The sequence below is a fragment of the Micrococcaceae bacterium Sec5.1 genome (assembly GCA_039636795.1).
Lineage (GTDB): Bacteria > Actinomycetota > Actinomycetes > Actinomycetales > Micrococcaceae > Arthrobacter.
The window spans coordinates 69882-89808 of sequence record CP143430.1 but is presented as its reverse complement, the minus strand read 5'-3'; the positions used below and the strand labels follow the sequence as shown (position 1 = coordinate 89808).

Below are 19927 nucleotides of genomic sequence, written 5' to 3'. Positions count from 1 at the left end.
GGACCATGGCGGCTGGCCAACCCACCATCCTCGCAACATCCGGCGGTTACAAGCCAGGCAGCCGGACCCGCATCGAGTTCGACCACCTCATGCACTACGCCGTCGAGTTGTCGGGGGTAAACGGCCGCGCACCGCGCGTGACCCACATTGGTACGGCATCAGGTGACCAACGCTGGTGGGCGGCTGAGATGGATCAGGCGGCCCGCATCGCCGGGTTTGATTTCGCTCATCTGAACCTCTTCACCATGCCCAATATCGAGGACCCCGAAGCGCATCTTCTGCAGCAGGACGTGGTGTGGGTCCACGGTGGTTCGGTGGTCAACCTGCTTGCCGTGTGGCGGGCACACGGCCTGGATGGAATTTTGCGGAAGGCTTGGGAAAGCGGGGTGGTCCTGGCCGGAGTTTCCGCGGGTTCCATTTGTTGGTTCAAGAGCGGCGTGACGGACTCCTTCGGGCCTGAATTGCAGCCGGTGACCAACGCGCTTGGCTTCCTTCCTTACGCCAACGGCGTCCACTACGATTCCGAGCCCCGCCGCGCTCCTGCCATCCACAAGCTCGTGGCCAACGGCACGCTGGGCGAGGCGCATTGCACCGACGACGGCGTGGGGCTGGTTTACCGGGGCACCGAACTTGTGGAAGTGGTGTCCGAAGTCAAGAACAAGGCTGCATTCCGGGTTACTGCAGGTGCTGGCGAGAGTGTGGACGCCATCGCTGTGGAGGAACGGTTGGAGTCTCGTTTCCTTGGTTGATCTTTCCCCGGAAGCCCTCACCGCTGTGGAGCTTCGCGATTTCCTCGCATCCGGCGAGCTGTCGGCGAGGGAGGCGACCACCCATTTCCTGTCCGTCATCGAGGCACGCAACAGGCACTTGGGTGCCTTCATTACTGTTACCGCAGAGCAAGCGATGGCCGACGCCAGCAGGGCAGATAATCTCCATGCGAAACTGCGCCGCGAGGGCCGCCTTTCCGAGTTGCCGCTGCTGCATGGCGTGCCCCTGGCCTTTAAAGACCTCACTGACGTGGCCGGCATTCCCACTACGCACGGCAGTGCCGCGTTGGAGCACAAACCTGCGCCCGAGGATGGCGCCCTCGCTGCCACTTTGAAAGGCCAGGGCGGCATCTCGCTGGGCAAGACGCAAGTTCCGGAGTTCGGACTCACCGCGTACAGCGAAAACCGCATCGCACCGCCGTCGCGCAATCCCCATTCCTTAAGCCGAAGTTCAGGCGGGTCGTCGGGCGGAAGCGCTGCGGCCGTGGCAGCGGGCATGGTTCCGTTCGCTCCCGGGACCGACGGCGGCGGTTCCATCCGGATTCCGGCCGGTGCCTGTGGACTGGTGGGACTCAAGCCCGGGCGCGGCCTGGTGCCGTCCGGAGCGAGCGCGGGCGATGCAGCTAAATTGGTGGTCGCCGGACCGCTGGCGCGTACGGCCGCGGACGCTGCCCTGCTGATGGATGCGCTGGTCCCCCGCGAACAAGCGCCCGACGGCGGTTATCTCGCCAACGTTGACCACGCCCCAACGCCGCTCAATGTAGGCGTGAGCCTGGATAGCCCGTGGGCCGGCGTTTTCCCTTTCGAGGTGGAACAGGAAGCATTGGACGCCCTGGCGCGGGGGATCAAGCTGCTTGAGGAGGCAGGGCACCGTGTTGCGGAAGCGGAGATCCGCTACGACAACCGCTACCCCGAGGCGTTCACCGCAGCTTGGACTGCCGGCGTCGGCAGTGCGCGAATCGCACCCCAGCGCGAGGCGCTCCTGACCCCGCTCACCCGGACGTTCCGTCGTCGTGCGCAGCAGCGCAGCGCGTTGAAGGTCAATGAAGCCCTGAGTTTCCTCCGGCAGTTCGAGCACGACACGATCGCGCAATACGCGGAGTGGGACGTCATCCTTATGCCCACGCTGGCGCAGACACCGCGCCCGATCGGCTGGTTCACGGGCGGCGGCCACAGCAGCGAGCCGTGGCCCAGCGAATGGGCCGGTGATGCGGACGAGGACTACAGAAGACAGTGCGAGTACGCGCCATGGTCTTCCATGGTCAACGTGTGCGGATTGCCGGCGATCAGCATCCCCGTCCATGTGACAGCAAGTGGCCTGCCGATGGGCATTCAGGTGATCGGGAAACAGGGCTCTGAGCTGCAGCTTCTCCAGCTCGCGGCCGTTCTGGAGGCCTTTCAGTAAGCGGGATTGTGCGGTTGTCTACCATATGGAAAGTGGTTGCCATGGGCACCTTTCGATGTGACAATGCCCGCAGTCAATGCCAGCATGGAGGAAATGAGCACACCTCTAACCACGGCTACGCCCCAAAAACCATCGGGCGATACGTCATTTTTCGGCCACCCAAAGATGCTGGCCAGCCTCTTCTCCGTGGAGATGTGGGAGCGATTCTCCTTCTACGGCATGCAGGGCATCCTGCTTTACTACATGTACTTCACCGCCGACCAAGGCGGGCTGTCCATAGACAAGGGCCTCGCCGCCGGCTTGGTGGGCGCATATGGTGGCGGCGTTTACCTGTCCACCATCCTCGGCGCCTGGCTTGCTGACCGTATCTTCGGTTCCGAAAAGGTCCTCTTCGGCTCAGCCCTCATGATCATGGCCGGCCACATCGCATTGGCCCTCCTGCCCGGCATTCCCGGACTGATCGCAGGCCTGGTGCTGGTGGGTATCGGATCCGGCGGCCTGAAAGCCAACGCGACGGCGCTGGTCGGCAGCCTGTACGGGGAGAAGGACGAACGCCGCGACGCCGGTTTCTCCATCTTCTACATGGGTATCAACATCGGCGGACTCATCGGCCCGCTGGTCACCGGCTGGCTGCAGGAGAGCAACGGCTTCCACTGGGGCTTCGGCGCAGCGGCAGTGGGCATGGCGATCGGCCTTCTCATCTACTCACTGGCCCGCAACAAGCTCCCCGCCGAAGCGCACCGCGTTCCCAACCCGCTGCCGGCTGCTGACCGCACCCGGTACGGGCTGATCTTCCTCGGCATCCTGATCGTGATCGGCGTACTGCTCGGCACGGGCACCGTTAACGCCGACAACCTGGCACGCAGCATGGCTTATGCCGCCATCGGCGCCTCGGTGATCTACCTTTTCCTGATCTTCCGCAGCCCGCTCGTTAGCGGTGTGGAGCGTAAACGCGTAGTTGCCTTCATCCCGCTGTACATCGCATCGGCCGCATTCTGGGCACTCTTCCAGCAGCAGTTCACGTTCATTGCCGTGTACTCCGAGGAGAAACTGGACCGCAACCTGTTCGGCTGGGAAATGCCCGCAGCATGGGTCCAGTCCATCAACCCGGTGTTCATCATCATCTTCGCCGGCGTCATGGCTGCCCTGTGGACCAAGCTGGGTTCCAAGCAGCCGAGCTCCCCGCTGAAATTCTCGGCGGGTCTGCTCATCATGGGCGTCGCTTTCCTCTGCTTCATCCCTCTGGCCGGCGAGGGCAAGACCCCGCTGCTGGCACTGGTGGGAATCCTGTTCCTGTTCACGCTGGCGGAGCTCTTCCTCTCCCCCATTGGCCTGTCCGTGAGCACCAAGCTCGCCCCGCAGGCTTTCCATACCCAGATGGTGGCGCTGTTCTTCCTGTCCGTCTCCCTGGGCACCACTTTGGCAGGCATCCTTGCCGGCCTTTACAACCCCGACGACGAACTCCCGTACTTCCTGGGCATTGGCGGCGTGGCTGTGGTGTTGGCTGTGGCCCTCGCTACTGGATCACCGGCCATCAAGAAGCTGATGGGCGGGGTTCGGTAGCTTGTTTTCGGCCTCCGCCGGACCAACGCCGCCTGACGACACGCAAACGGACCAGCGCCGCCTACATCCAGGCAGCGCTGGTCCGTTGCTGCGTCGCTCACACATTCGGGTGTCGCTTAGGAATTCGGGCGTCGCTCACGCCAGGTGACCGACCCGCCCTGCTAAATAACGACGGCGACCCTTACGTTCTGTGGGATTCCCACCTGGCGTAAGGGTCGCCGTCGTACGCGTTAGTAGTTGTACCTGCCGCTCGAGGCCCCGATCGCCGCGAAGAAGAAGATCAAGACGACCACCGTGATCGCCACGCCCACGTATCCCATGATCAGGCCGGCAATCGCCATGCCCTTGCTGGCGGGCTCGCGGTTGAGGGCAAGGTGGCCCAGGATCACGGCTGCTATCTGCGGCAGGATGAAGAACCCGAAGCCAATGAAAGTGGCAATGCCGCAGCACATGCTCGCAATGCTTAGGCCCTTGGGCTGCGTGGGCATGGCGTAATACGCGGGCTGGCCGTACGGGTTCTGCTGGCCGTAGGGCTGCTGCTGGTACGGGGCCTGGTTGAACTGGCCCTGGTTGTACTGGCTCTGGCTATAAGGGCTCGGCGGCTGCCCGTAGGGAGAGGGACTCGGCTGGCTGTAATCACCGGGTGTGTACGGGCCCTGGCTGGCACTGCTCTGGCCAGCACTGCTCTGGCTCTGGCTCGTGGGCGGGAGCGGCTGAGTGTAGAAATCGTCCTTGCCTTGGGCGTTCTGCGTGTATGCGCCTTGGTCGTACGGCGGAAGCGGCTGCGTCTCTGAGCTCTGCTCCGGCGGGCTGAATTCGGCGGGCGGGATGTACTGCGGCGGTTCGTAGCCCGCCGGTTTGTCCTCGTTGCCCTTGGATGGTTGATCTGACATGGGAATCCCCCTCGCTAAGTCTTTGTTTCCCACCCTACCGCCGCCGGGTGCGCCGCATAAGGCAACGCGCTTTTCCGGTTCCGCGCAGTGCCAGGGCAGGCGTCACACGGTGTCAGGGCTGGCGACAGGGCGGAATCCTCCCACTAAAGCCGCCGCTCGTAAACGCGAGGTAAATCTTTGACTCATCCGCCGCCACATCGCCGCCATTCTGCGTCACAGGGGCCGGATCCCGGGACATTTCCTGTCAGGGGGCGTGGTGGTCTGGCATGCTGGACGACATGGCTAGCCGAGCGGGCACAGTTGCCCTTCCCCAAGACCTTGTTGACATCACAGCCCTGCTGGACGCGTACTTCGACGTCACCCCGGATTTGGGCGATCCCGCGCAACGCGTGGCGTTTGGAACGTCGGGCCACCGCGGATCCAGCCTGAAGTCGTCGTTTAACGAGCCGCACATCCTCGCGATCACGCAGGCAATCGTTGAATACCGCGGCCGTCAGGGCATCACCGGGCCGCTGTTCATCGGACGCGACACCCACGCCCTGAGCGAGCCCGCGCAGAACTCCGCGCTGGAGGTCCTCGCGGCCAACGGCGTCACAGTACTCGTGGATGCGCGCCACGGCTACACCCCTACACCTGCACTGAGCCACGCCATCCTCAAGTACAACCGCGAAGCTGCGCCGGGGACACCCCAGGCTGACGGCATTGTTGTCACGCCCAGCCACAACCCGCCTGGCGACGGTGGCTTCAAGTACAACCCCCCGCACGGCGGACCGGCCGACACCGACGCCACGGGTTGGATCGCCGAACGCGCCAACCAGCTTCTTGAGAACGGCCTCCGGGGCGTCAAGCGCATTCCGTTGAACGATGCTTTGAATGCTGACACCACTGGAAAGTTCGACTTCCTCAGCAGCTACGTTGACGATCTCCCTTCCGTCCTGGATCTGGACGCGATCCGCAACGCCGGTGTCCGCATCGGCGCCGATCCCATGGGCGGCGCTTCCGTTGACTACTGGGGCGAGATCGGTGAGCGCCACCAGCTCAACCTGACCGTCGTGAACCCCACCGTCGACCCGCAGTGGGCTTTCATGACGCTGGACTGGGACGAGAAGATCCGCATGGACTGCTCCTCGCCGTCGGCTATGGCCTCGCTCATCAAGCGCATGTCTCTGGGCGCGGACCGTACCGCCGCCTACGACGTCGCCACGGGTAACGACGCCGACGCCGACCGCCACGGCATCGTCACGCCGGATGGTGGACTCATGAACCCGAACCATTACCTCGCCGTCGCGATCGACTACTTGTACCGCAACCGCAGTGGCTGGAATCCCGCGTCTGTGGTGGGCAAGACGCTGGTTTCGTCCTCGATCATCGACCGCGTCGCTGCAGGCCTCGGCCGCAAGCTGGTCGAGGTTCCGGTTGGCTTCAAGTGGTTCGTGCCTGGCCTGCTGTCCGGCGAGGGTGCTTTCGGTGGCGAGGAATCGGCAGGCGCCTCCTTTAACAAGCGCGACGGCAGCGTCTGGACCACGGACAAGGACGGCATCCTCTTGGCCCTGTTGGCCTCGGAAATCACGGCTGTCACGGGTAAATCCCCGTCGCAGTTGTACAAGGGACTCACGGACCAGTTCGGCGCGCCCGTCTACGCCCGAATCGATGCCGCGGCTTCCCGCGAGCAGAAGGCCAAGCTGGGCAAGCTCTCCGCCGCGGACGTCACGGCTACTTCATTGGCGGGCGAAGACATCACGGCCAAGCTCACGGAAGCCCCCGGCAACGGTGCTTCGATCGGCGGCCTGAAGGTTGTCACCGAGAACGCCTGGTTCGCGGCCCGCCCTTCCGGCACCGAGGACGTTTACAAGATCTACGCCGAGTCCTTCAAGGGTGCCGAGCACCTGGCCAAGGTGCAGGAGGAAGCCAAGGCTTTGGTGGATGGGGTTATCGCTTAGGTTCAGGCGGTTTGCGTATCCGCAGCCTCTGCCGCATCCTGCGTCCAGAGCCTGAGGATGCGCCGGATGGTGTGGTTGCCTTCCGGCGCCATGTCCACCAGCGCCACCTGATCAAGCACGACGACGTCTCCCGGCTTTGGGCGCTTGCCGTCGTGGTGGGAGATGTGGGGTCGATAGCGTTCGAGGACGTAGTTGGGTGTCGCAATGCGCCCGCCCACGCTGACCACGGCGTCGAAGAGTTCCTCGTGCAGGCCTTGGAGCAACGGGTTTTGTTCCACCAGGCTCACGGGAATCGACCCCATGTGGCCGAAGCCCGCTTCATCGCCAATGGTCAGTTGCGTGCCGAGGGCTCCCTGGACCGGCGCTTCGGCCAGGTCCGCGAGGACATCGGCGACGTCGGCACTGAGGTCAGTTCCGACGTCGAACCTTAACAACGTGATGTGAAGGGGCCAGTCGCTGCGCGGAAATACCAGCCCTGGCCGAACGGGCTCTGTAAATGCCACCCAGATGAGGTTCCGCATAGGCATAGTTTGCCACTCAGCGAGTCAGAACTGACGGGATCCGCGAGAGGGATGCCGAAATAGCCGCAGGATGTGAGAGAACATCCAAACCCCCGGATCTTCTCTCACATCCTGGCCCTTAAACGCCGATGCTCTCGCACATCACGTACGAGAGCATCGGCGGAACAGCAGGAAAGACTAGACGGTGCGGACAACCTCTTCGTAAGCGAACTTCGGCTTGGCTTCGCCCCAGGCGTCCGGGCCGGGCTGGCCGATGTTGACGATGAGGAAGCTCTTCTGGTCCGCCGCCGGGAAGAATTCGGCGTCGATTGCGGCGAAGTCAGCGCCGGTCATCGGGCCGGCAGCGAAGCCGAGCGAGCGTACAGCCAGAATGAAGTAGCCGGCCTGCAGGTGGGCGTTGTTGTTGCCCGTGGTTGCGGCGAAGGCGGGGTCGGCGTCGTACATTGCCTTGGGTGCGCCGTAGGCGGGGAGGAACTTGTCCCACTGGCCGTGCCAGTCGGTGTCGTAAGACAGGATGGCGACCAGCGGAGCAGAGGCAGTCTTGGCCTGGTTGCCCTTGGAGAGCGCGTCAACCAGCTTGGCGCGGGCCTCCTCCGAGCGGACGTAGGTCACGCGAAGCGGCTGGGAGTTGAAGGCGGTGGGGCCGAACTTGGTGAGCTCGTAGATGGCGCGGGCTTGCTCGTCGGTGACCTCACCGGCGAAGCTGTTGGCTGTACGGGCTTCGGCAAAAATGGCGTCGACTGCTGCGGCGTCAATGACTGCTTCTTCGTGGGCGATCGTCATTCGTGAACCTTTCGCTGTGCCCGGGCCTTCGGGATGGCCAGGCGCTTCTGCTTTCCATGGTTGCAACTTCAACTTCACATGTCCTCTTCCCATGACGGACCGTGACGTTCGGCACAGTCCTCCTGCGGGATCTCCGTTGCGAGGCCCGTTTTGTGCGCCAAACGACGCGCGAGGCGCGTAGAACGGGCCCCAGAATGGCGGTAATGTTGCAGCGAATCCCAACATTCTTCTGAGGAAGGCCCGCCATGAGCATGCTCGGCACCAAATGGAAGCTCCACGGCAACGGGAAGTCGATCCGCCCGGGCCACGTGGTCTCGCCCGACGAGCGGCTGGCTTGGCCCCTCACTATCGGCATCGGCATGCAGCACGTCGTCGCCATGTTCGGCGCGACGTTCCTGGTCCCCATCATCACCGGCATGCCGCCCGCCACCACCTTGCTCTTCTCGGGCATCGGCACGCTGCTTTTCCTCGTCATCACCAAGGGCCGCGTGCCCAGCTACCTGGGTTCGAGCTTCGCGTTCATCGCTCCGATTCTGGCGTCCCAGCAGCAGTACGGCGTTAGCGGCGCTTTGGGCGGCGTGGTGCTTGCCGGCGTCGTGCTGGCCCTTGTTGGTGCCGTGGTCCAGAAGTTTGGCGCTGAATGGATCAACCGGCTCATGCCGCCGATCGTCACGGGCGCGATTGTCGCGCTGATCGGCCTCAACCTGGCCCCGGCCGCGAAGAACAACTTCGACCTCGCTCCGGTCACCGCCCTGGTCACCCTGGTCACGATCATCCTGGTCAGCGTCCTGTTCCGCGGAATCCTGGGGCGGCTGAGCATTCTGGTGGGCGTTGTGGTGGGCTATCTCGTGGCGATGATGCGCGGCGAGGTCAACTACGAAAAGATGGACGCCGCCTCCTGGGTGGGCCTGCCGCTGTTCCAAACGCCCGAGTTCCACATCGGAGTTGTGGGGCTGTTCGTGCCGGTGGTGCTGGTGCTGGTCGCTGAAAATGTGGGGCACGTGAAGTCGGTGGCCGCGATGACCGGTCAAAACCTCGACGGCGTCTCCGGACGCGCGCTGATGGCCGATGGTGTCGCGACCGTACTTGCCGGCTTCGGCGGCGGTTCCGGTACCACGACGTACGCGGAAAACATTGGCGTCATGGCCGCTACCAAGGTCTACTCGACGGCGGCCTACTGGGTGGCCGGTATCTTCGCCATCCTGCTGAGCTTCTCGCCGAAATTCGGCGAACTGATCGCAACTGTACCGCCCGGCGTCCTCGGCGGCGCGGCGACCATGCTGTACGGCATGATCGGTGTGCTGGGCGTGAAGATCTGGGTGCAGAACAAGGTCAACTTCTCCAACCCGATCAACCTGACCACGGCTGCTGTTGCCCTGATCATCGGTATCGCTGATTACACATGGACCATTGGCGAGCTGAAGTTCACCGGCATTGCTTTGGGGTCTGCCGCCGCGCTGGTGATTTACCACGGTATGAAGGGACTGGCTCGCTGGCGCGGGACCGTCGCTGAGCCGGAAACCGAGACGGCGGGACTCCCGCCAGCGGTGAAGTCGGCGATGAACGCGGCGGCTAAGCGGGGCGGGAAGAAGGGGAAGTAGCCCGAAGGAGTTGCCTGTCTCCAACTGCCTCACTCTCCATGTAGAAGGTATCAGTGTCCTTCGTCGACCTGGAGTTCGGATGCGTCGACCACTCTAGGTAGGCTCCACCCTTTAGCCGGATCTTCGGGTGTCCGTCTTCACCCTTCGAGCGTTGAAGGGCGGCTACTAAGACACTGCCACAGACGGTCCACATAGTCGTCTGTTCGGGCTCTTCCGTATTGTCGTTACGGATTCCCGCCTTCAGCGAAGTTGCAGTCGTGGATGGCTTCTTCTTCGCGGCCAGGTCTTCGTATTTCATCGTCGCCCCTTCTCGTTCAGATCGGCCATCAACTGTCCCGCTGCGCTCGTTGTCAGAAGCTCACGCCGCGCCGCTGTGTCGACGGCTTGCCGCGCAAGGTCGAGACGCATCCCGCTCTCCGCGGCACGCTTTATGGCCTGCGAGACGCTTGTTATCGGTAAACCTTGGTAGTAATCGATAGTGACGCGGCCTTTACGAAGCTGGAATATTGGTTTGCCCTGCTTACGGACTCGAACGCCCGGAGGGACCACTACGTGAACGGCCCGTGGATTAACATCACAGAGCTCAAGAAATGCCAATACTGTCTCGCTGTCCAGAGCGGCCTCCGGACCCGCCCAGATGAGAGCCAATCTAAGCTCGGTAGTGTCGTCCGTAGGAAGATCGGGAAAGCGATAGATGCCGTGGAGCTCGTGGACCAGCCTCCCCTTGTAGGCCATCTGAGGAAGTTCCCTCGGGTCCATTCCAACATCGGCCGCGTCACGGGCAACGATGAAACCACCCTTGTCCATTGCGATCTCGCGTAGCTCACTGACCTTGGTCATGCCAAAAGTATAGCCTTTTGGCTATACTTTTGGCAGAACAGCACGGATTTGGTGTTTGATTGCCATTTATTGCCGCGACTGCCGCTCAATGACGGCGGCCCGCGCGTAGTTGGGACCGATTCGTGGCGTTCCGCCAGCGCCTCCAGCCGGCTTATTCAGCACTCTCCCAGCGCCTCCAGCCGGCTTATTCAGCACTCTCCTAGTGCGGAGCCCTGAGGACACGCCTGAACGCGAATGCCTGGGCCGCCATGATGTAGGCGAGGAACACCACTGCGCCTGCCAAGGCCGGAAGCCGTGGGGCAGTTTCGGCGAGGACGGCCGCGAACCCTGGCTCCTCGAAGCTGATCAGCGCGGCACCGGCGGTAAACGGAAGGTATGCCGCCCCTGATGTTCCGAGGATGTCGATCCGGGCCAGCAACTGTCCAAGGAGCGGTTCGATCATTGTTGAGCCAGCGATAAGGAAGATGATGGCTCCTGTTCTGGACAGCAGTATGCCGGCCGCGATTCCGGTCAACGCCCACAGGTTGGCCAGGGCAACGAACCCGAGCAGGACCCGAGGGTCACTCTGGAAAGGGTGGCCTGTGTTCAGAACGAGATTGGATACTGCCACTGCGATAGGTACCGTCACCACAGCCCATAGGGTGGTAATCAGCATTGTGATGCAGATCTTGGCCGTGTAGAGGGTTCTCCTGTTTGGAACGGCCAGGAGTGCGTGAATGAGCGTGCCGTGGCGCTTTTCCTGCGCGAAGGAGAAGGCCCCGAGAAGCCCCGCGGCCAGGAGAAGAAATGGGGTACGGGTCGCAGCGACTGCTGCTGCCTCGATAGCCGCCGCATCAGTCATCTCCGGGGCGGCTGCAACCATCATCATGGTCATGGCCCAGCTGACGACGACGGCGCCCGCGAACGCCATTGCGCTGAGGACCAGGAATCCCTTGGTGGTGGTCAACCGGACCCATTCGTAACGCATGGCGGCCTTCATGCTGCCCGCTCCGGAAGAGGATGGGTACCCACGCCCACGATGGAAGCGTAACTGTCCTCCAGAGTGGGTTTGGTAGTCCCCAGCTCGAATATGGCGTGGCCGAGGCTGTGGGCCAAGGCGCCGACGTCGGACGCACTTAGGCCAACGATCGTCAAGGTGTCTCCCGCTTCAGTAACGGTCGCTCCATGTGCCTCCCTGAGGATCATGGCAAGGGCAGGGGCACGTTCAACCGTGGTCACGACTGCGGGTTTTAGGGTCAGCGTGCGGACTTCGTCCATGCGGCAGTCGGCCCGCAGCTTTCCCGTATGGAGGATCAAGACTCTGTCCGCGACTTTTTCGAGTTCGTCCAGAATGTGCGTGGACAACAGAATGCTCCGTCCTTCGGCTGCAAGCGAGCGCAGGGTAGCTCTGAACCAGATGACCCCATCCATGTCCAAACCATTTGTGGGTTCGTCCAGTATCAGCAGTTCGGATCCGCACATCAGGGCAGCAGCGAGCGCGAGGCGCTGCTTCATACCCATCGAATACGACGACGGGCACGCTTTGGCATGGTCTCCGAGCCCGACTCTGGTCAAAGCCTTTTGCGCCTGGCGGTGTGTTATCCCCGCGGGAGCGCCAATCATCCGCAGATGGTTCAGGGCAGTGCGGTGCGGATGAAACGCCTCCGCGCCAAGGAGCGCTCCGACGCTCCGTTGCGGCGCGGGTAAACGCCCGTAGGGCGTGCCGTCGAAAGTTGCTTTGCCTGTGCCTGGCATCAGGTCTAGCATCCGCTTCATCAGGGTGGTCTTCCCGTGTCCGTTAGGGCCGACGAGTCCTACGATTTCACCGGAATTCAGCGTAAAGGAGATGCTGTCCAGGACCTGCTTGTCACCGTAGCGGGCACCGACGCCATCAACGATCGTTTTCACTTGCGGGCTCCTGCACCGCGATGGCCGCTGACAAGCTCCTCGAGCGAGACAGACTTGGCCTCGGGAAGTAGATCCTGCAGGGAGTGGGTGATGATCACAACGAGTTTGGTTTTGACCCAGGAACGTATTTCGGCAGCCATTGCATGGGCGCCATGAGCGTCCACGCCGTTGAAAGGTTCATCCAGCATGACCGTATCGAAATTTCCCACCGTGTTCATCAAATACCAGAGCTTGCGGGTGTTGCCGGTGGAGAGGTTTCCCGCGTTCTCGTCCAGCCATTCGCCCATGCCCAGGCGGATGGCGCGGTCCAGTTCCGGCCCTGGATCGCTATCCCGGGCAATGCAGGCAAAGCGAATGTGGTCTTTGGCTGTCATGGGCGCGAACAATGACGGTTCCGAGCGGCATATCCTCCGTTTGTCCCGGCTGTTGGGATCAGAGGCACTGAGCCCCGACACGATTACCTTCCCTTGCCACGGCCTGAGGTAACCGCTGACGAGTTCCACGAGCGTCGATTTTCCGGAACCGTTGCTTCCCTTCACGTGGACCAGGGCGGGACCGGTGAGTGTGAACGAGGCATCCTCAAAGACCGGCCGTTCCGGTGTGTAACCGGCGAAGACCTGATCCAGGGCTATCGTCGGGAAAGGATTCTGTGCTTCAGGCACTGGTGGGCACCTCCTGTAAGTAGTGCCGCATAAACGCCTGCGGCGATGGAAGGAAAGAGAGCGCCGGGCAGGCACAGGGCAACGACGGGAATGGCCAGAACCACGGCGATGAACGCGGCAGCCAACGAGGTCTCCATGGAACCGTCAGCCTGGGTTACCCGGACACGGCTGGCAGTGTTGCCGATGATCCCAGCCATCGCGATGGCCCAAGGAATCGAGACCACGGCAGCGGGAAATTCGCCGGTCAATGCCCAGGCGATCAGCCCGACTGAAGGCGCTGCGAGAATCAACAGCGGCAAGGATTGGGTGAGGATGACGGCGGAGGCAAGTGAGCCAGCCGAGACGCCTGATTCCCAGGCGTAGCGCAACTGCGGGAGCAGCCCGGCGGGGTTGTTGGCCTTTGAAATGAGTTCGGAACCGAACAGTGTGACCATAAAGACGATCAGTGAAGCCACCGCAGCTATGCCGGGCACAGCCTCAAAGTATTCGGGCCCGAGCCCGCCAATGCGCAGACCAAGCACTGTGGAGGCAAGCAGCAGCAGGCACAGCGCAATTCCGAACAGCACGGAAAAGGATTTGTCCTTCATGATGTTCACTGCCAGAAACCTGCCGAAAAGCCGGACCGGGTTCGAGATACTTGCCGAAGGCTGCGCGGTGGTTCCGGACACTTCCGCCGTGACCGGGAACGGGTTCCTCCTCATGGAGCGCAGGCTGTGTGTTGCGGACCCAAAACACAGGGCTGCGAGTCCCAAAGTGACGGGGACGGCCCATAACCCCAGCTCCAAGCCGGACGTCCCGGCCTCAGGACCGGGAGGCAGGCCCAAGGTAGGCAACCGCCCCGATTCGAGCAAGTTGCTTCCAAATCTTCCGATCGCAACACCTGGAATTCCGGCAGCAAGGCAAGCAAATCCAGCCAGGACAATCCTCCTGGCAAGGGTAGCTCGAGGAGGATCCACGGCTGCAAGCCTGCCACTGATTGCCAGCCAGGATCCGACGACAAGGAAGGGCGCAACCCATAGAACCCCGAACCACGATGGCACGTCGCCGCCAACTTCATGCGTGACCATGATTGCTGCACCGCATACGGCAGCTGATGGGCCGAAGAGCAGTGCGGCACGCGGTCCCGCTTCTGCGAGGAAAACATGGTCCATCCTCACGTCTGCAGCACGGTAGAGGCCACGATTAGCGCTGAAACGGACAGCGAAGCGACGCGAGCTGAGCCCTTCCCTCGCCCAAGAGCCGAGCGCCAAATACAGGCATACTGCAAGGGCCAGGATTACTACTGCTGTGAGTCCGGAGTGCCCGCTGCTCATTGTTGGCGCCGCGGTGAGCGCGTCGTGGATCAGCCGCATCACCAGCAAAGAGCAGGCAAGGACGGTCAAACTCAGGCTAGTCCACGCCACAATGCCCAGAGTCGCCAAAGACCTGATGGATACACGCCAGCCCAGGACAGAGAGCATCCTGACGCCGGCGAACTTCAGTGCTGCTGTTTGGCTTCCCATCCCTTAGAGACGGTTCACGGATTTGCTCTGGGCGGAGTCCGCGTCTGTCACGATGGCGAGTGTGGCGGCGCCGATGCAGCAGATTACCCAGATCCACAGCGGGATGTTCTGGGGGAACCCGAACCCGGAGGCACCGAAAAACACGCCTCCTGCGATTCCAGCCATGACGAACAGTCCCGTATCACGCTTTGGGCTCAAGGGCAGCACCAATGCCGCCAGTAGGCTGGCCACGCCGATGGCAGCGGAAACCCATACGAAGCCCGGGCTCGGAGGCACACCGAGGAGTGCGAAGACCCCGGAGAGCAGGACACCAGCCAGGGCGAGCCCGGTGACGATCTTGCGGACAAAGGGTGAGTACATGAGACTTGAGCCTTTTCTGTCTTTAGAGTGCAAGTGAAACGGCCGCGATGGCCAAGGAAGCAGCGAACAGCACAGCAGGACGCCGGGTTGTGTTCCACTGCTGCCGGAACATCCAGGGGACGCCCAAACCCACGAGCCCGACGTATGCGAACGTCAGCCAATGATCCTTCGGCGACGCCACGGTCAACAGCAAACTCATTAGCTGGACACTGAGCAAGGACACAATGGCCACGGTCCCCAGAACACCCACCCGGAACCTGCCCCGTCCCTTACTGAAACCCGGAAAGAAGGTGCTCTCTGCTACCGAAGCCAGCGAGAAGTACACCGCAGCAAGGACGCCTGAAATGACCACGCCGAGATAGAAGCCGATATTCACCGACAACTCCGCCATCGCTGGATCGGTCAGTTCCTTTGCCGCACCGGTCTCCGCGACCTTGGCCGCGACGGTGCTGTGAAGCTGCTGGCTCCTGAGCAGCAGCAACACCAGCAGGGCGCCAACAGCACCCGTCCAGAGCAGCGGCGAAGTACTGCGGCGGGGCCGGGGAGCCAGCGGAGCCTTATCGTCGTTGGCTTCATACTCCGAGGCCCCATGGTCCCAGGCCTGATCTCCCCGGGGCTGGTCCCGGGCTCTTCCTTGTCCGGTTTCTCGTCCGGCTTGGTCGACGGTGCTCACGTGGCAAGTCCTTTGCTGGTAATGAGGGCTGATTCGATGGCAGCAGCGGCCACCAGAATCACGGCAGCCACGCAAAAAGTCTTCAAAGCCACCGGAACAGCATGTAAGTACTGATGCATCGGTCTGAGGTTTCCGTGATCAGACAGGGCCGCGCGGGCAGCAGCTGCAGCGGGCATGAGCCCGGCCCCAGCCGCTATGAGCAATGCTGCGAATTCGGCCGGGGCGTACACCCAAATGGTCCCGATCACCTCGCCCGGGCCAAGCTGTGCCGTTGCCGTGCGCATGGTGGCACCGATATAGATTGAGGTCAGTGGCCAGGCAATCAATGTGGAAATGCCGCCGGTGACCACTCCGGAAAAGGCCAGGCAGAGGGCAGGCAGATTCACCAGGAGGATCCGCCCAAACACCGACCACCATGGTGCGCCTGCTGTTCCGGACGCGGGCCCCTGGAGGAGGCCAGCGGGCAGATTGGTTTGGAAACCGATGAAGAATCCGCCCAGCATGAGCGCCAGGGACAGTGCCATGACGGTATAAAGCAGGGGTCTTTCACTGTTCCTGACGCTCATACTCATTTCCGTGAGCTGTCGCTTAAGCGACGGCTGCCCTCTTGCCCAGAGCGGAAATTGCCCAACGTGCCGTAGCGATTACCGCGGTGGCAATACCGCCGGAGAGCAGACCCATGACGATGGCCAAGGCAATACCACCAACCTCGACGGCGGTGACGATCTGCGATGCGAAGGCCGTGGAGAGACCAAACATACCGGCGATGTACATCACGCTAATGCTGGCCAGTGCGAGGCCGGCAGCACCCACTGCACCGGCGATGGCGATCGACCGGCGTGACACACGTGTTGTCGTTTCCATGATTTTCTCCTTAGACATGTTCCTATCGGGTCCGGTCAGATCCGCCCCCACCGAGGAGCCTAGAGACTCAATCAGATTAAAACAAGACGGACGTCCGGTTTTATAGCTGCCGGTACAGGTAGGCGCGAAATAAGAACCGCTTCAGCGGTCAGTGACGCAAATCCATGGAGTTGACAAAATAAAACGTACGACCGGTATGCTTCTAAGCGTTCGGCCATATTGGGGGGAATATGACAGACACGATCACAGCTGCGTATCCGGAGACAGAAGCAGTCATCAGTGCCCGCGTGGGGCGGGAGCTCGTCCATCGACGCGCCGTCTCGGAGGTTTTCCTCTTGGGCCTGGAACGATGCTCGGACACAGAGTTCACGGTGTTCGCACAGTGGCCGCGGTGGCACGTCTTCTATGGAGCACGTGATGGCAGCACCGATTCAGCGATGATCGTGGAAACGCTGCGGCAGCTCACAGTCCTGATTGCACATGCCGGGCTGGGCGTACCACTCGGCCATCAGTTCTTGATGCCCAGGATGGCACTGGCGCTCTCCTCTGACGCACGGCTGGATCCCTCAGTTCCAGCAGATGTGACGATCAATGCCCGAATTTCAGGTGTGAAGCCCAGCCAACAGGGTCCCGGGGCTTTCGACATCACGGCCGATTTCCACGCAGGAGACTTATTCATTGCCACGGGCGAGGCGTCCGCCAGGATCGTGGACCCGGCAGTCTATGGCCGGTACAGGAAGGGCCGCGTTCCTGGCGCAGTGCCCTCGCCACATGAACCCGTCGCTGCAGACCTGGTTGGGCACGCCTCCTCCTGGAATGTCGTGCTGGGCTCCGACGGAGGAGGCGTTAGGTGGCCGCTACGCGTAGATCTCTCCAACCCCATTCTGTTTGACCATCCCCTGGACCATGTCCCCGGGGTGCTGCTGATAGAAGCGGTCCGGCAGGCTCTTCGCCTCGCAACAGGGGAGCCGGCACTGGATTTCGACTGGTTCCAGTCCACTTTTATTTCAGTGGCCGAACTGGACGCGGAAACGGAGATCGTTATTGAGTCACTCACTGACGACGCTGGTGATATCCACGCACTGGTCAGCGCCCAATCGGAAGGCAAAATCCTCATGCGAACCACTGCTTGCTTCAGACGGAAGCGGCCTGTCGACGTCGGCGCAGCGGTTTTGAAACAAGTGCAGCAAGCGCTTCCGGATCTTCCGTGGAATCTTCATGCATAATGCCCGGAAGCAGGATCTCCCACATCTGCCGGATCCTGGGCATGACGTCCGCGCGGCCCGTCAAGACGTTGGATACCAACTGGACCCCTGTGAAAGAAGCGACGATGTAGTGTCCCAACGCGGCCGGATCCAAGGAAGCACGAAGTTCACCTGTCCGGACTCCCTGTTCCGCGAGGGTGGTCATAGTGACCGTCCAATCCTCATACGGGTCGCGGACCTGCTGGCCGAAAGCGGATGCTTCGAGCGTCAGGCGGATGCCGGCCCTGACAACCGGCTCCGTTGCCAGCTGCGACCCGAAAGACGCGCACAAGCGGATCATCATGGAAAGCGACGAACCTCCCCCGGCAAGGATGTCCTCCCCCGCTTTAACCACGACGCCGTGCTGCGCCTCCAGCACTGCGCGCGCCAAATCGTCCTTGGACTTGAAATGGAAATAAAGGGCACCCTTTGTCACCTGGGCTGCCTCAGCCACAAGGGAAATACTGGCGGTCCCGTAACCATGTTCCTCGAAGACCTTCGCCGCACCGGCAATTATCGCCTCACGAGTGGCTTTTGCACGATTTTGAAGGACCAACTGTGAACCTCAGCTCTAGTCAAATTGCGGTGGAAGAGGCCCCACAGAACCTGCCTGCGGCCAGCGCTGAACCCACAAACCCCTTAAGGGTCCTGGTGATCGGCGCAACTGGCTTTATTGGGAGCCGCATCCTGCGGGCCCTCAAGGCACGTACCGATACTCTTGTCTCGATACTAGCAAGGGGCCCCGCCACGATCCCGTCCGCCTCCGGGATGATCATTCTAAGCGGAGACCTGAAGGAGCCCGCATCGCTGCTGGCTGCAGTCCGGAATGCGGATGTTGTCATCAATGCGGCCTCTTACGTAGGCTCGGATCCCGCTCTTGCCTGGCAGACAAATTTCGACGGCACGCTGGCCGTGATCCGCGCCTGCAAAGCCATGGGCATCGGCCGACTCGTTCAAGTCAGCACCACTGCCGTCTACGGTACCGGCCCCCATCAGGAAGCCTACCCGTGGGAATTGCCTTACCACCCTGAGTCAGCAGTGAGCGAGAGCAGGGCGGCCGCCGACCAAGCCGTCCTTGCCGCTGGCGGAGTAACAGTCCGCCCCAATCTTGTGTACGGCGTGGGTGACCGCTGGTTCATCCCGGGTACTATCCGCATGCTCAAATCCTTGGGCACCATGATCGAAGACGGCGATCAGCAATTGTCAATTATCGACGTGAACCACCTCGGCTCGATCGTGGCAGGTCTCGCCACAACTACGTCACCTGTATCCGGCGCCTTCCATGCCGCCCACCCGGAACCGGTAACACTCTCCAGGCTCATCTCCAGCATCGACCAGCACATTGTTCCCCTCGCCATCGAGGGCTCATCATCAGTTACCGACGCCGTCGGCCAGCTCAGGCAGGAAGGGTACCGACCCCACCAGGTCCACATGCTTGGCAAGCACCATCACTACAACACGTCCGCCGCATGGACGGCCTCCGGAGCCGAACCCGGACCATTCCTCTTCACGGAAGAAGCCAGCTGCTGGTACAGAGGCTACCTGCTGGGCAGATGAAGCTAAGCGGCTTCAGCCTCCCACCGCAACAAGTCCCCCGGCTGGCATTCAAGCACTTCGCAGAGTGCTTCAAAGGGGGCGCCAGCCTCAACACATCGAACCGCAAATTAATACTCAGCTTGCTTACTAAAATGACCTTCCCTAGGCTTGAACAGGTCAGACAAACAACTCTCACAGTGGTGGCTTACGCCCGCAGGCAAGGCAAACGAAGCCGCCGCGCAATGGAGGAGGAACAATGTCAGAACACACCATCACAGGCAAGAAGGTCGCATTTCTGTTGACGGACGGCGTGGAGCAGGTCGAACTCACCAGCCCGTGGCAAGCCGTCAAGGACGCCGGCGGCCAGCCAACGCTGGTGGCACTTTCAAAGGGAAAGCTGCAGGGATTCAACGGCGTGGAGAAGGGTGACACCTTCGACGTCGATCTCGCAGTAGCCGACGCCAACGCATCGGATTTTGACGCCCTGGTACTGCCCGGCGGCGTGGTAAACGCCGATCATCTCCGCGTGGACAAGGATGCGCAGAACTTTACGCGCGCCTTCTTCGAGCAGCACAAGCCGGTGGCTTCGATCTGCCACGGACCGTGGATCCTGATCGACGCGGGCGTCATCAAGGGCCGCAACGTCACCTCGTATCACACGCTCCAAACCGACCTGAAGAACGCGGGCGCCAACTGGACCGATGAAGAAGTCGTCGTAGACCAAGGCCTTGTCACCAGCCGGAATCCGGACGACCTCCCGGCGTTCAACAGCAAGGTAGTAGAGGAAATCTCCGAAGGCCAGCACGCCGGCCAGACCGCTTAGCGGGTCGGCGGACAGACGGACAAAAGGCGGGTGCCGCCGTCGTACTTCACAAAAGTACGACGG

22 protein-coding genes are annotated in these 19927 nt (G+C 61.9%); 8 read left to right on the top strand and 14 right to left on the bottom strand.

Annotated features, from left to right (window positions below):
* The first annotated feature begins 5 nt into the window (after window positions 1-5).
* The 3 genes from VUN82_00465 (at window position 6) to VUN82_00455 (ending at window position 3735) form a co-directional block, all read left to right on the top strand.
* Entirely contained in the window at window positions 6-749 is a 744-nt protein-coding gene (locus VUN82_00465) for a peptidase E (GenBank protein XAS72367.1), read from the top strand.
* Window positions 742-2172, top strand: a complete 1431-nt coding sequence (locus VUN82_00460; protein ID XAS72366.1) for an amidase — start codon at window positions 742-744, stop codon at window positions 2170-2172. The genes VUN82_00465 and VUN82_00460 overlap by 8 nt, the downstream gene beginning before the upstream one ends.
* Before the next feature lie 63 nt (window positions 2173-2235).
* Window positions 2236-3735, top strand: a complete 1500-nt coding sequence (locus VUN82_00455) for an oligopeptide:H+ symporter (protein ID XAS72365.1) — start codon at window positions 2236-2238, stop codon at window positions 3733-3735.
* 230 nt (window positions 3736-3965) lie between these two features.
* On the opposite strand, the gene VUN82_00450 is transcribed toward VUN82_00455, so the two are convergent.
* Window positions 3966-4628, bottom strand: a complete 663-nt coding sequence (locus VUN82_00450) for a DUF4190 domain-containing protein (GenBank protein ID XAS72364.1) — start codon at window positions 4626-4628, stop codon at window positions 3966-3968.
* 278 nt (window positions 4629-4906) lie between these two features.
* On the opposite strand from VUN82_00450, the gene pgm reads away from it, so the two are divergent.
* On the top strand, window positions 4907-6568 hold the full coding sequence (pgm, locus tag VUN82_00445) for a phosphoglucomutase (alpha-D-glucose-1,6-bisphosphate-dependent) (protein ID XAS72363.1): 1662 nt from the start codon (window positions 4907-4909) through the stop codon (window positions 6566-6568).
* A gap of 2 nt (window positions 6569-6570) precedes the next feature.
* Here pgm and VUN82_00440 read toward each other — a convergent pair whose 3' ends face one another.
* Window positions 6571-7089, bottom strand: a complete 519-nt coding sequence (locus tag VUN82_00440) for a 2'-5' RNA ligase family protein (GenBank protein ID XAS72362.1) — start codon at window positions 7087-7089, stop codon at window positions 6571-6573.
* A 177-nt stretch (window positions 7090-7266) separates the two neighbouring features.
* Window positions 7267-7872 (bottom strand): malonic semialdehyde reductase, encoded by a 606-nt coding sequence (locus VUN82_00435; GenBank protein XAS72361.1) that lies wholly within the window; start codon window positions 7870-7872, stop codon window positions 7267-7269.
* 245 nt (window positions 7873-8117) lie between these two features.
* Here VUN82_00435 and VUN82_00430 point away from each other — a divergent pair, with 245 nt between their 5' ends.
* A complete protein-coding gene (locus VUN82_00430; GenBank protein XAS72360.1) occupies window positions 8118-9473 on the top strand; it encodes a solute carrier family 23 protein in 1356 nt (451 codons plus the stop codon).
* Window positions 9474-9767: 294 nt separating this feature from the next.
* On the opposite strand, the gene VUN82_00425 is transcribed toward VUN82_00430, so the two are convergent.
* From VUN82_00425 to VUN82_00385, 9 genes are all read right to left on the bottom strand, one after another.
* Window positions 9768-10313, bottom strand: a complete 546-nt coding sequence (locus VUN82_00425; GenBank protein ID XAS72359.1) for a hypothetical protein — start codon at window positions 10311-10313, stop codon at window positions 9768-9770.
* Between the two features lie 199 nt (window positions 10314-10512).
* Window positions 10513-11292, bottom strand: a complete 780-nt coding sequence (locus tag VUN82_00420) for an ABC transporter permease (GenBank protein ID XAS72358.1) — start codon at window positions 11290-11292, stop codon at window positions 10513-10515.
* A complete protein-coding gene (locus VUN82_00415; protein XAS72357.1) occupies window positions 11289-12200 on the bottom strand; it encodes an ATP-binding cassette domain-containing protein in 912 nt (303 codons plus the stop codon). Before VUN82_00415 ends, VUN82_00420 begins: the two co-directional genes overlap by 4 nt.
* Complete coding sequence (locus VUN82_00410; GenBank protein XAS72356.1) at window positions 12197-12862, bottom strand: ATP-binding cassette domain-containing protein; 666 nt, start codon at window positions 12860-12862, stop codon at window positions 12197-12199. Before VUN82_00410 ends, VUN82_00415 begins: the two co-directional genes overlap by 4 nt.
* A complete protein-coding gene (locus tag VUN82_00405) occupies window positions 12829-14364 on the bottom strand; it encodes a hypothetical protein (protein ID XAS72355.1) in 1536 nt (511 codons plus the stop codon). The genes VUN82_00410 and VUN82_00405 overlap by 34 nt, the downstream gene beginning before the upstream one ends.
* A gap of 3 nt (window positions 14365-14367) precedes the next feature.
* Window positions 14368-14724 carry a hypothetical protein gene (locus tag VUN82_00400; GenBank protein XAS72354.1) on the bottom strand — a complete coding sequence of 119 codons (357 nt, stop codon included), beginning with the start codon at window positions 14722-14724 and terminating at the stop codon, window positions 14368-14370.
* Window positions 14725-14746: 22 nt separating this feature from the next.
* Entirely contained in the window at window positions 14747-15397 is a 651-nt protein-coding gene (locus VUN82_00395) for a hypothetical protein (protein ID XAS72353.1), read from the bottom strand.
* Window positions 15394-15963, bottom strand: a complete 570-nt coding sequence (locus tag VUN82_00390; GenBank protein XAS72352.1) for a hypothetical protein — start codon at window positions 15961-15963, stop codon at window positions 15394-15396. Before VUN82_00390 ends, VUN82_00395 begins: the two co-directional genes overlap by 4 nt.
* 22 nt (window positions 15964-15985) lie before the next feature.
* Complete coding sequence (locus tag VUN82_00385) at window positions 15986-16261, bottom strand: uberolysin/carnocyclin family circular bacteriocin (protein XAS72351.1); 276 nt, start codon at window positions 16259-16261, stop codon at window positions 15986-15988.
* 230 nt (window positions 16262-16491) lie between these two features.
* On the opposite strand from VUN82_00385, the gene VUN82_00380 reads away from it, so the two are divergent.
* A complete protein-coding gene (locus VUN82_00380) occupies window positions 16492-17487 on the top strand; it encodes a ScbA/BarX family gamma-butyrolactone biosynthesis protein (GenBank protein ID XAS72350.1) in 996 nt (331 codons plus the stop codon).
* Here the strand turns inward: VUN82_00380 and VUN82_00375 are convergent.
* Window positions 17396-18061, bottom strand: coding sequence for a ScbR family autoregulator-binding transcription factor (locus VUN82_00375; GenBank protein ID XAS72349.1), 666 nt, complete (start codon window positions 18059-18061; stop codon window positions 17396-17398). The two genes, VUN82_00380 and VUN82_00375, sit on opposite strands and share 92 nt — an antisense overlap.
* Window positions 18062-18063: 2 nt before the next feature.
* On the opposite strand from VUN82_00375, the gene VUN82_00370 reads away from it, so the two are divergent.
* The gene (locus tag VUN82_00370) at window positions 18064-19062 is read left to right on the top strand and encodes an NAD(P)-dependent oxidoreductase (GenBank protein XAS72348.1); all 999 of its coding nucleotides are present in this window, start codon (window positions 18064-18066) and stop codon (window positions 19060-19062) included.
* 2 nt (window positions 19063-19064) lie between these two features.
* On the opposite strand, the gene VUN82_00365 is transcribed toward VUN82_00370, so the two are convergent.
* Window positions 19065-19118, bottom strand: a complete 54-nt coding sequence (locus VUN82_00365; protein XAS74794.1) for a hypothetical protein — start codon at window positions 19116-19118, stop codon at window positions 19065-19067.
* Window positions 19119-19297: 179 nt separating this feature from the next.
* Between VUN82_00365 and VUN82_00360 the strand changes: the two genes are divergently transcribed.
* Window positions 19298-19864 carry a type 1 glutamine amidotransferase domain-containing protein gene (locus tag VUN82_00360; protein ID XAS72347.1) on the top strand — a complete coding sequence of 189 codons (567 nt, stop codon included), beginning with the start codon at window positions 19298-19300 and terminating at the stop codon, window positions 19862-19864.
* Window positions 19865-19927 lie beyond the last annotated feature (63 nt).

Bases quoted from the DNA above. Each gene is read 5' to 3' on its own strand.
- VUN82_00465 (XAS72367.1), top strand. From the start codon at position 6: ATGGCGGCTGGCCAACCCACCATCCTCGCAACATCCGGCGGTTACAAG.
- VUN82_00440 (XAS72362.1), bottom strand. From the start codon at position 7,089: ATGCGGAACCTCATCTGGGTGGCATTTACAGAGCCCGTTCGGCCAGGG.
- VUN82_00360 (XAS72347.1), top strand. From the start codon at position 19,298: ATGTCAGAACACACCATCACAGGCAAGAAGGTCGCATTTCTGTTGACG.
- VUN82_00435 (XAS72361.1), bottom strand. From the start codon at position 7,872: ATGACGATCGCCCACGAAGAAGCAGTCATTGACGCCGCAGCAGTCGAC.
- VUN82_00385 (XAS72351.1), bottom strand. From the start codon at position 16,261: ATGGAAACGACAACACGTGTGTCACGCCGGTCGATCGCCATCGCCGGT.
- VUN82_00450 (XAS72364.1), bottom strand. From the start codon at position 4,628: ATGTCAGATCAACCATCCAAGGGCAACGAGGACAAACCGGCGGGCTAC.
- VUN82_00390 (XAS72352.1), bottom strand. From the start codon at position 15,963: ATGAGCGTCAGGAACAGTGAAAGACCCCTGCTTTATACCGTCATGGCA.
- VUN82_00400 (XAS72354.1), bottom strand. From the start codon at position 14,724: ATGTACTCACCCTTTGTCCGCAAGATCGTCACCGGGCTCGCCCTGGCT.
- VUN82_00455 (XAS72365.1), top strand. From the start codon at position 2,236: ATGCCCGCAGTCAATGCCAGCATGGAGGAAATGAGCACACCTCTAACC.
- VUN82_00380 (XAS72350.1), top strand. From the start codon at position 16,492: ATGACAGACACGATCACAGCTGCGTATCCGGAGACAGAAGCAGTCATC.
- VUN82_00430 (XAS72360.1), top strand. From the start codon at position 8,118: ATGAGCATGCTCGGCACCAAATGGAAGCTCCACGGCAACGGGAAGTCG.
- VUN82_00405 (XAS72355.1), bottom strand. From the start codon at position 14,364: ATGGGAAGCCAAACAGCAGCACTGAAGTTCGCCGGCGTCAGGATGCTC.
- VUN82_00425 (XAS72359.1), bottom strand. From the start codon at position 10,313: ATGACCAAGGTCAGTGAGCTACGCGAGATCGCAATGGACAAGGGTGGT.
- pgm (XAS72363.1), top strand. From the start codon at position 4,907: ATGGCTAGCCGAGCGGGCACAGTTGCCCTTCCCCAAGACCTTGTTGAC.
- VUN82_00420 (XAS72358.1), bottom strand. From the start codon at position 11,292: ATGAAGGCCGCCATGCGTTACGAATGGGTCCGGTTGACCACCACCAAG.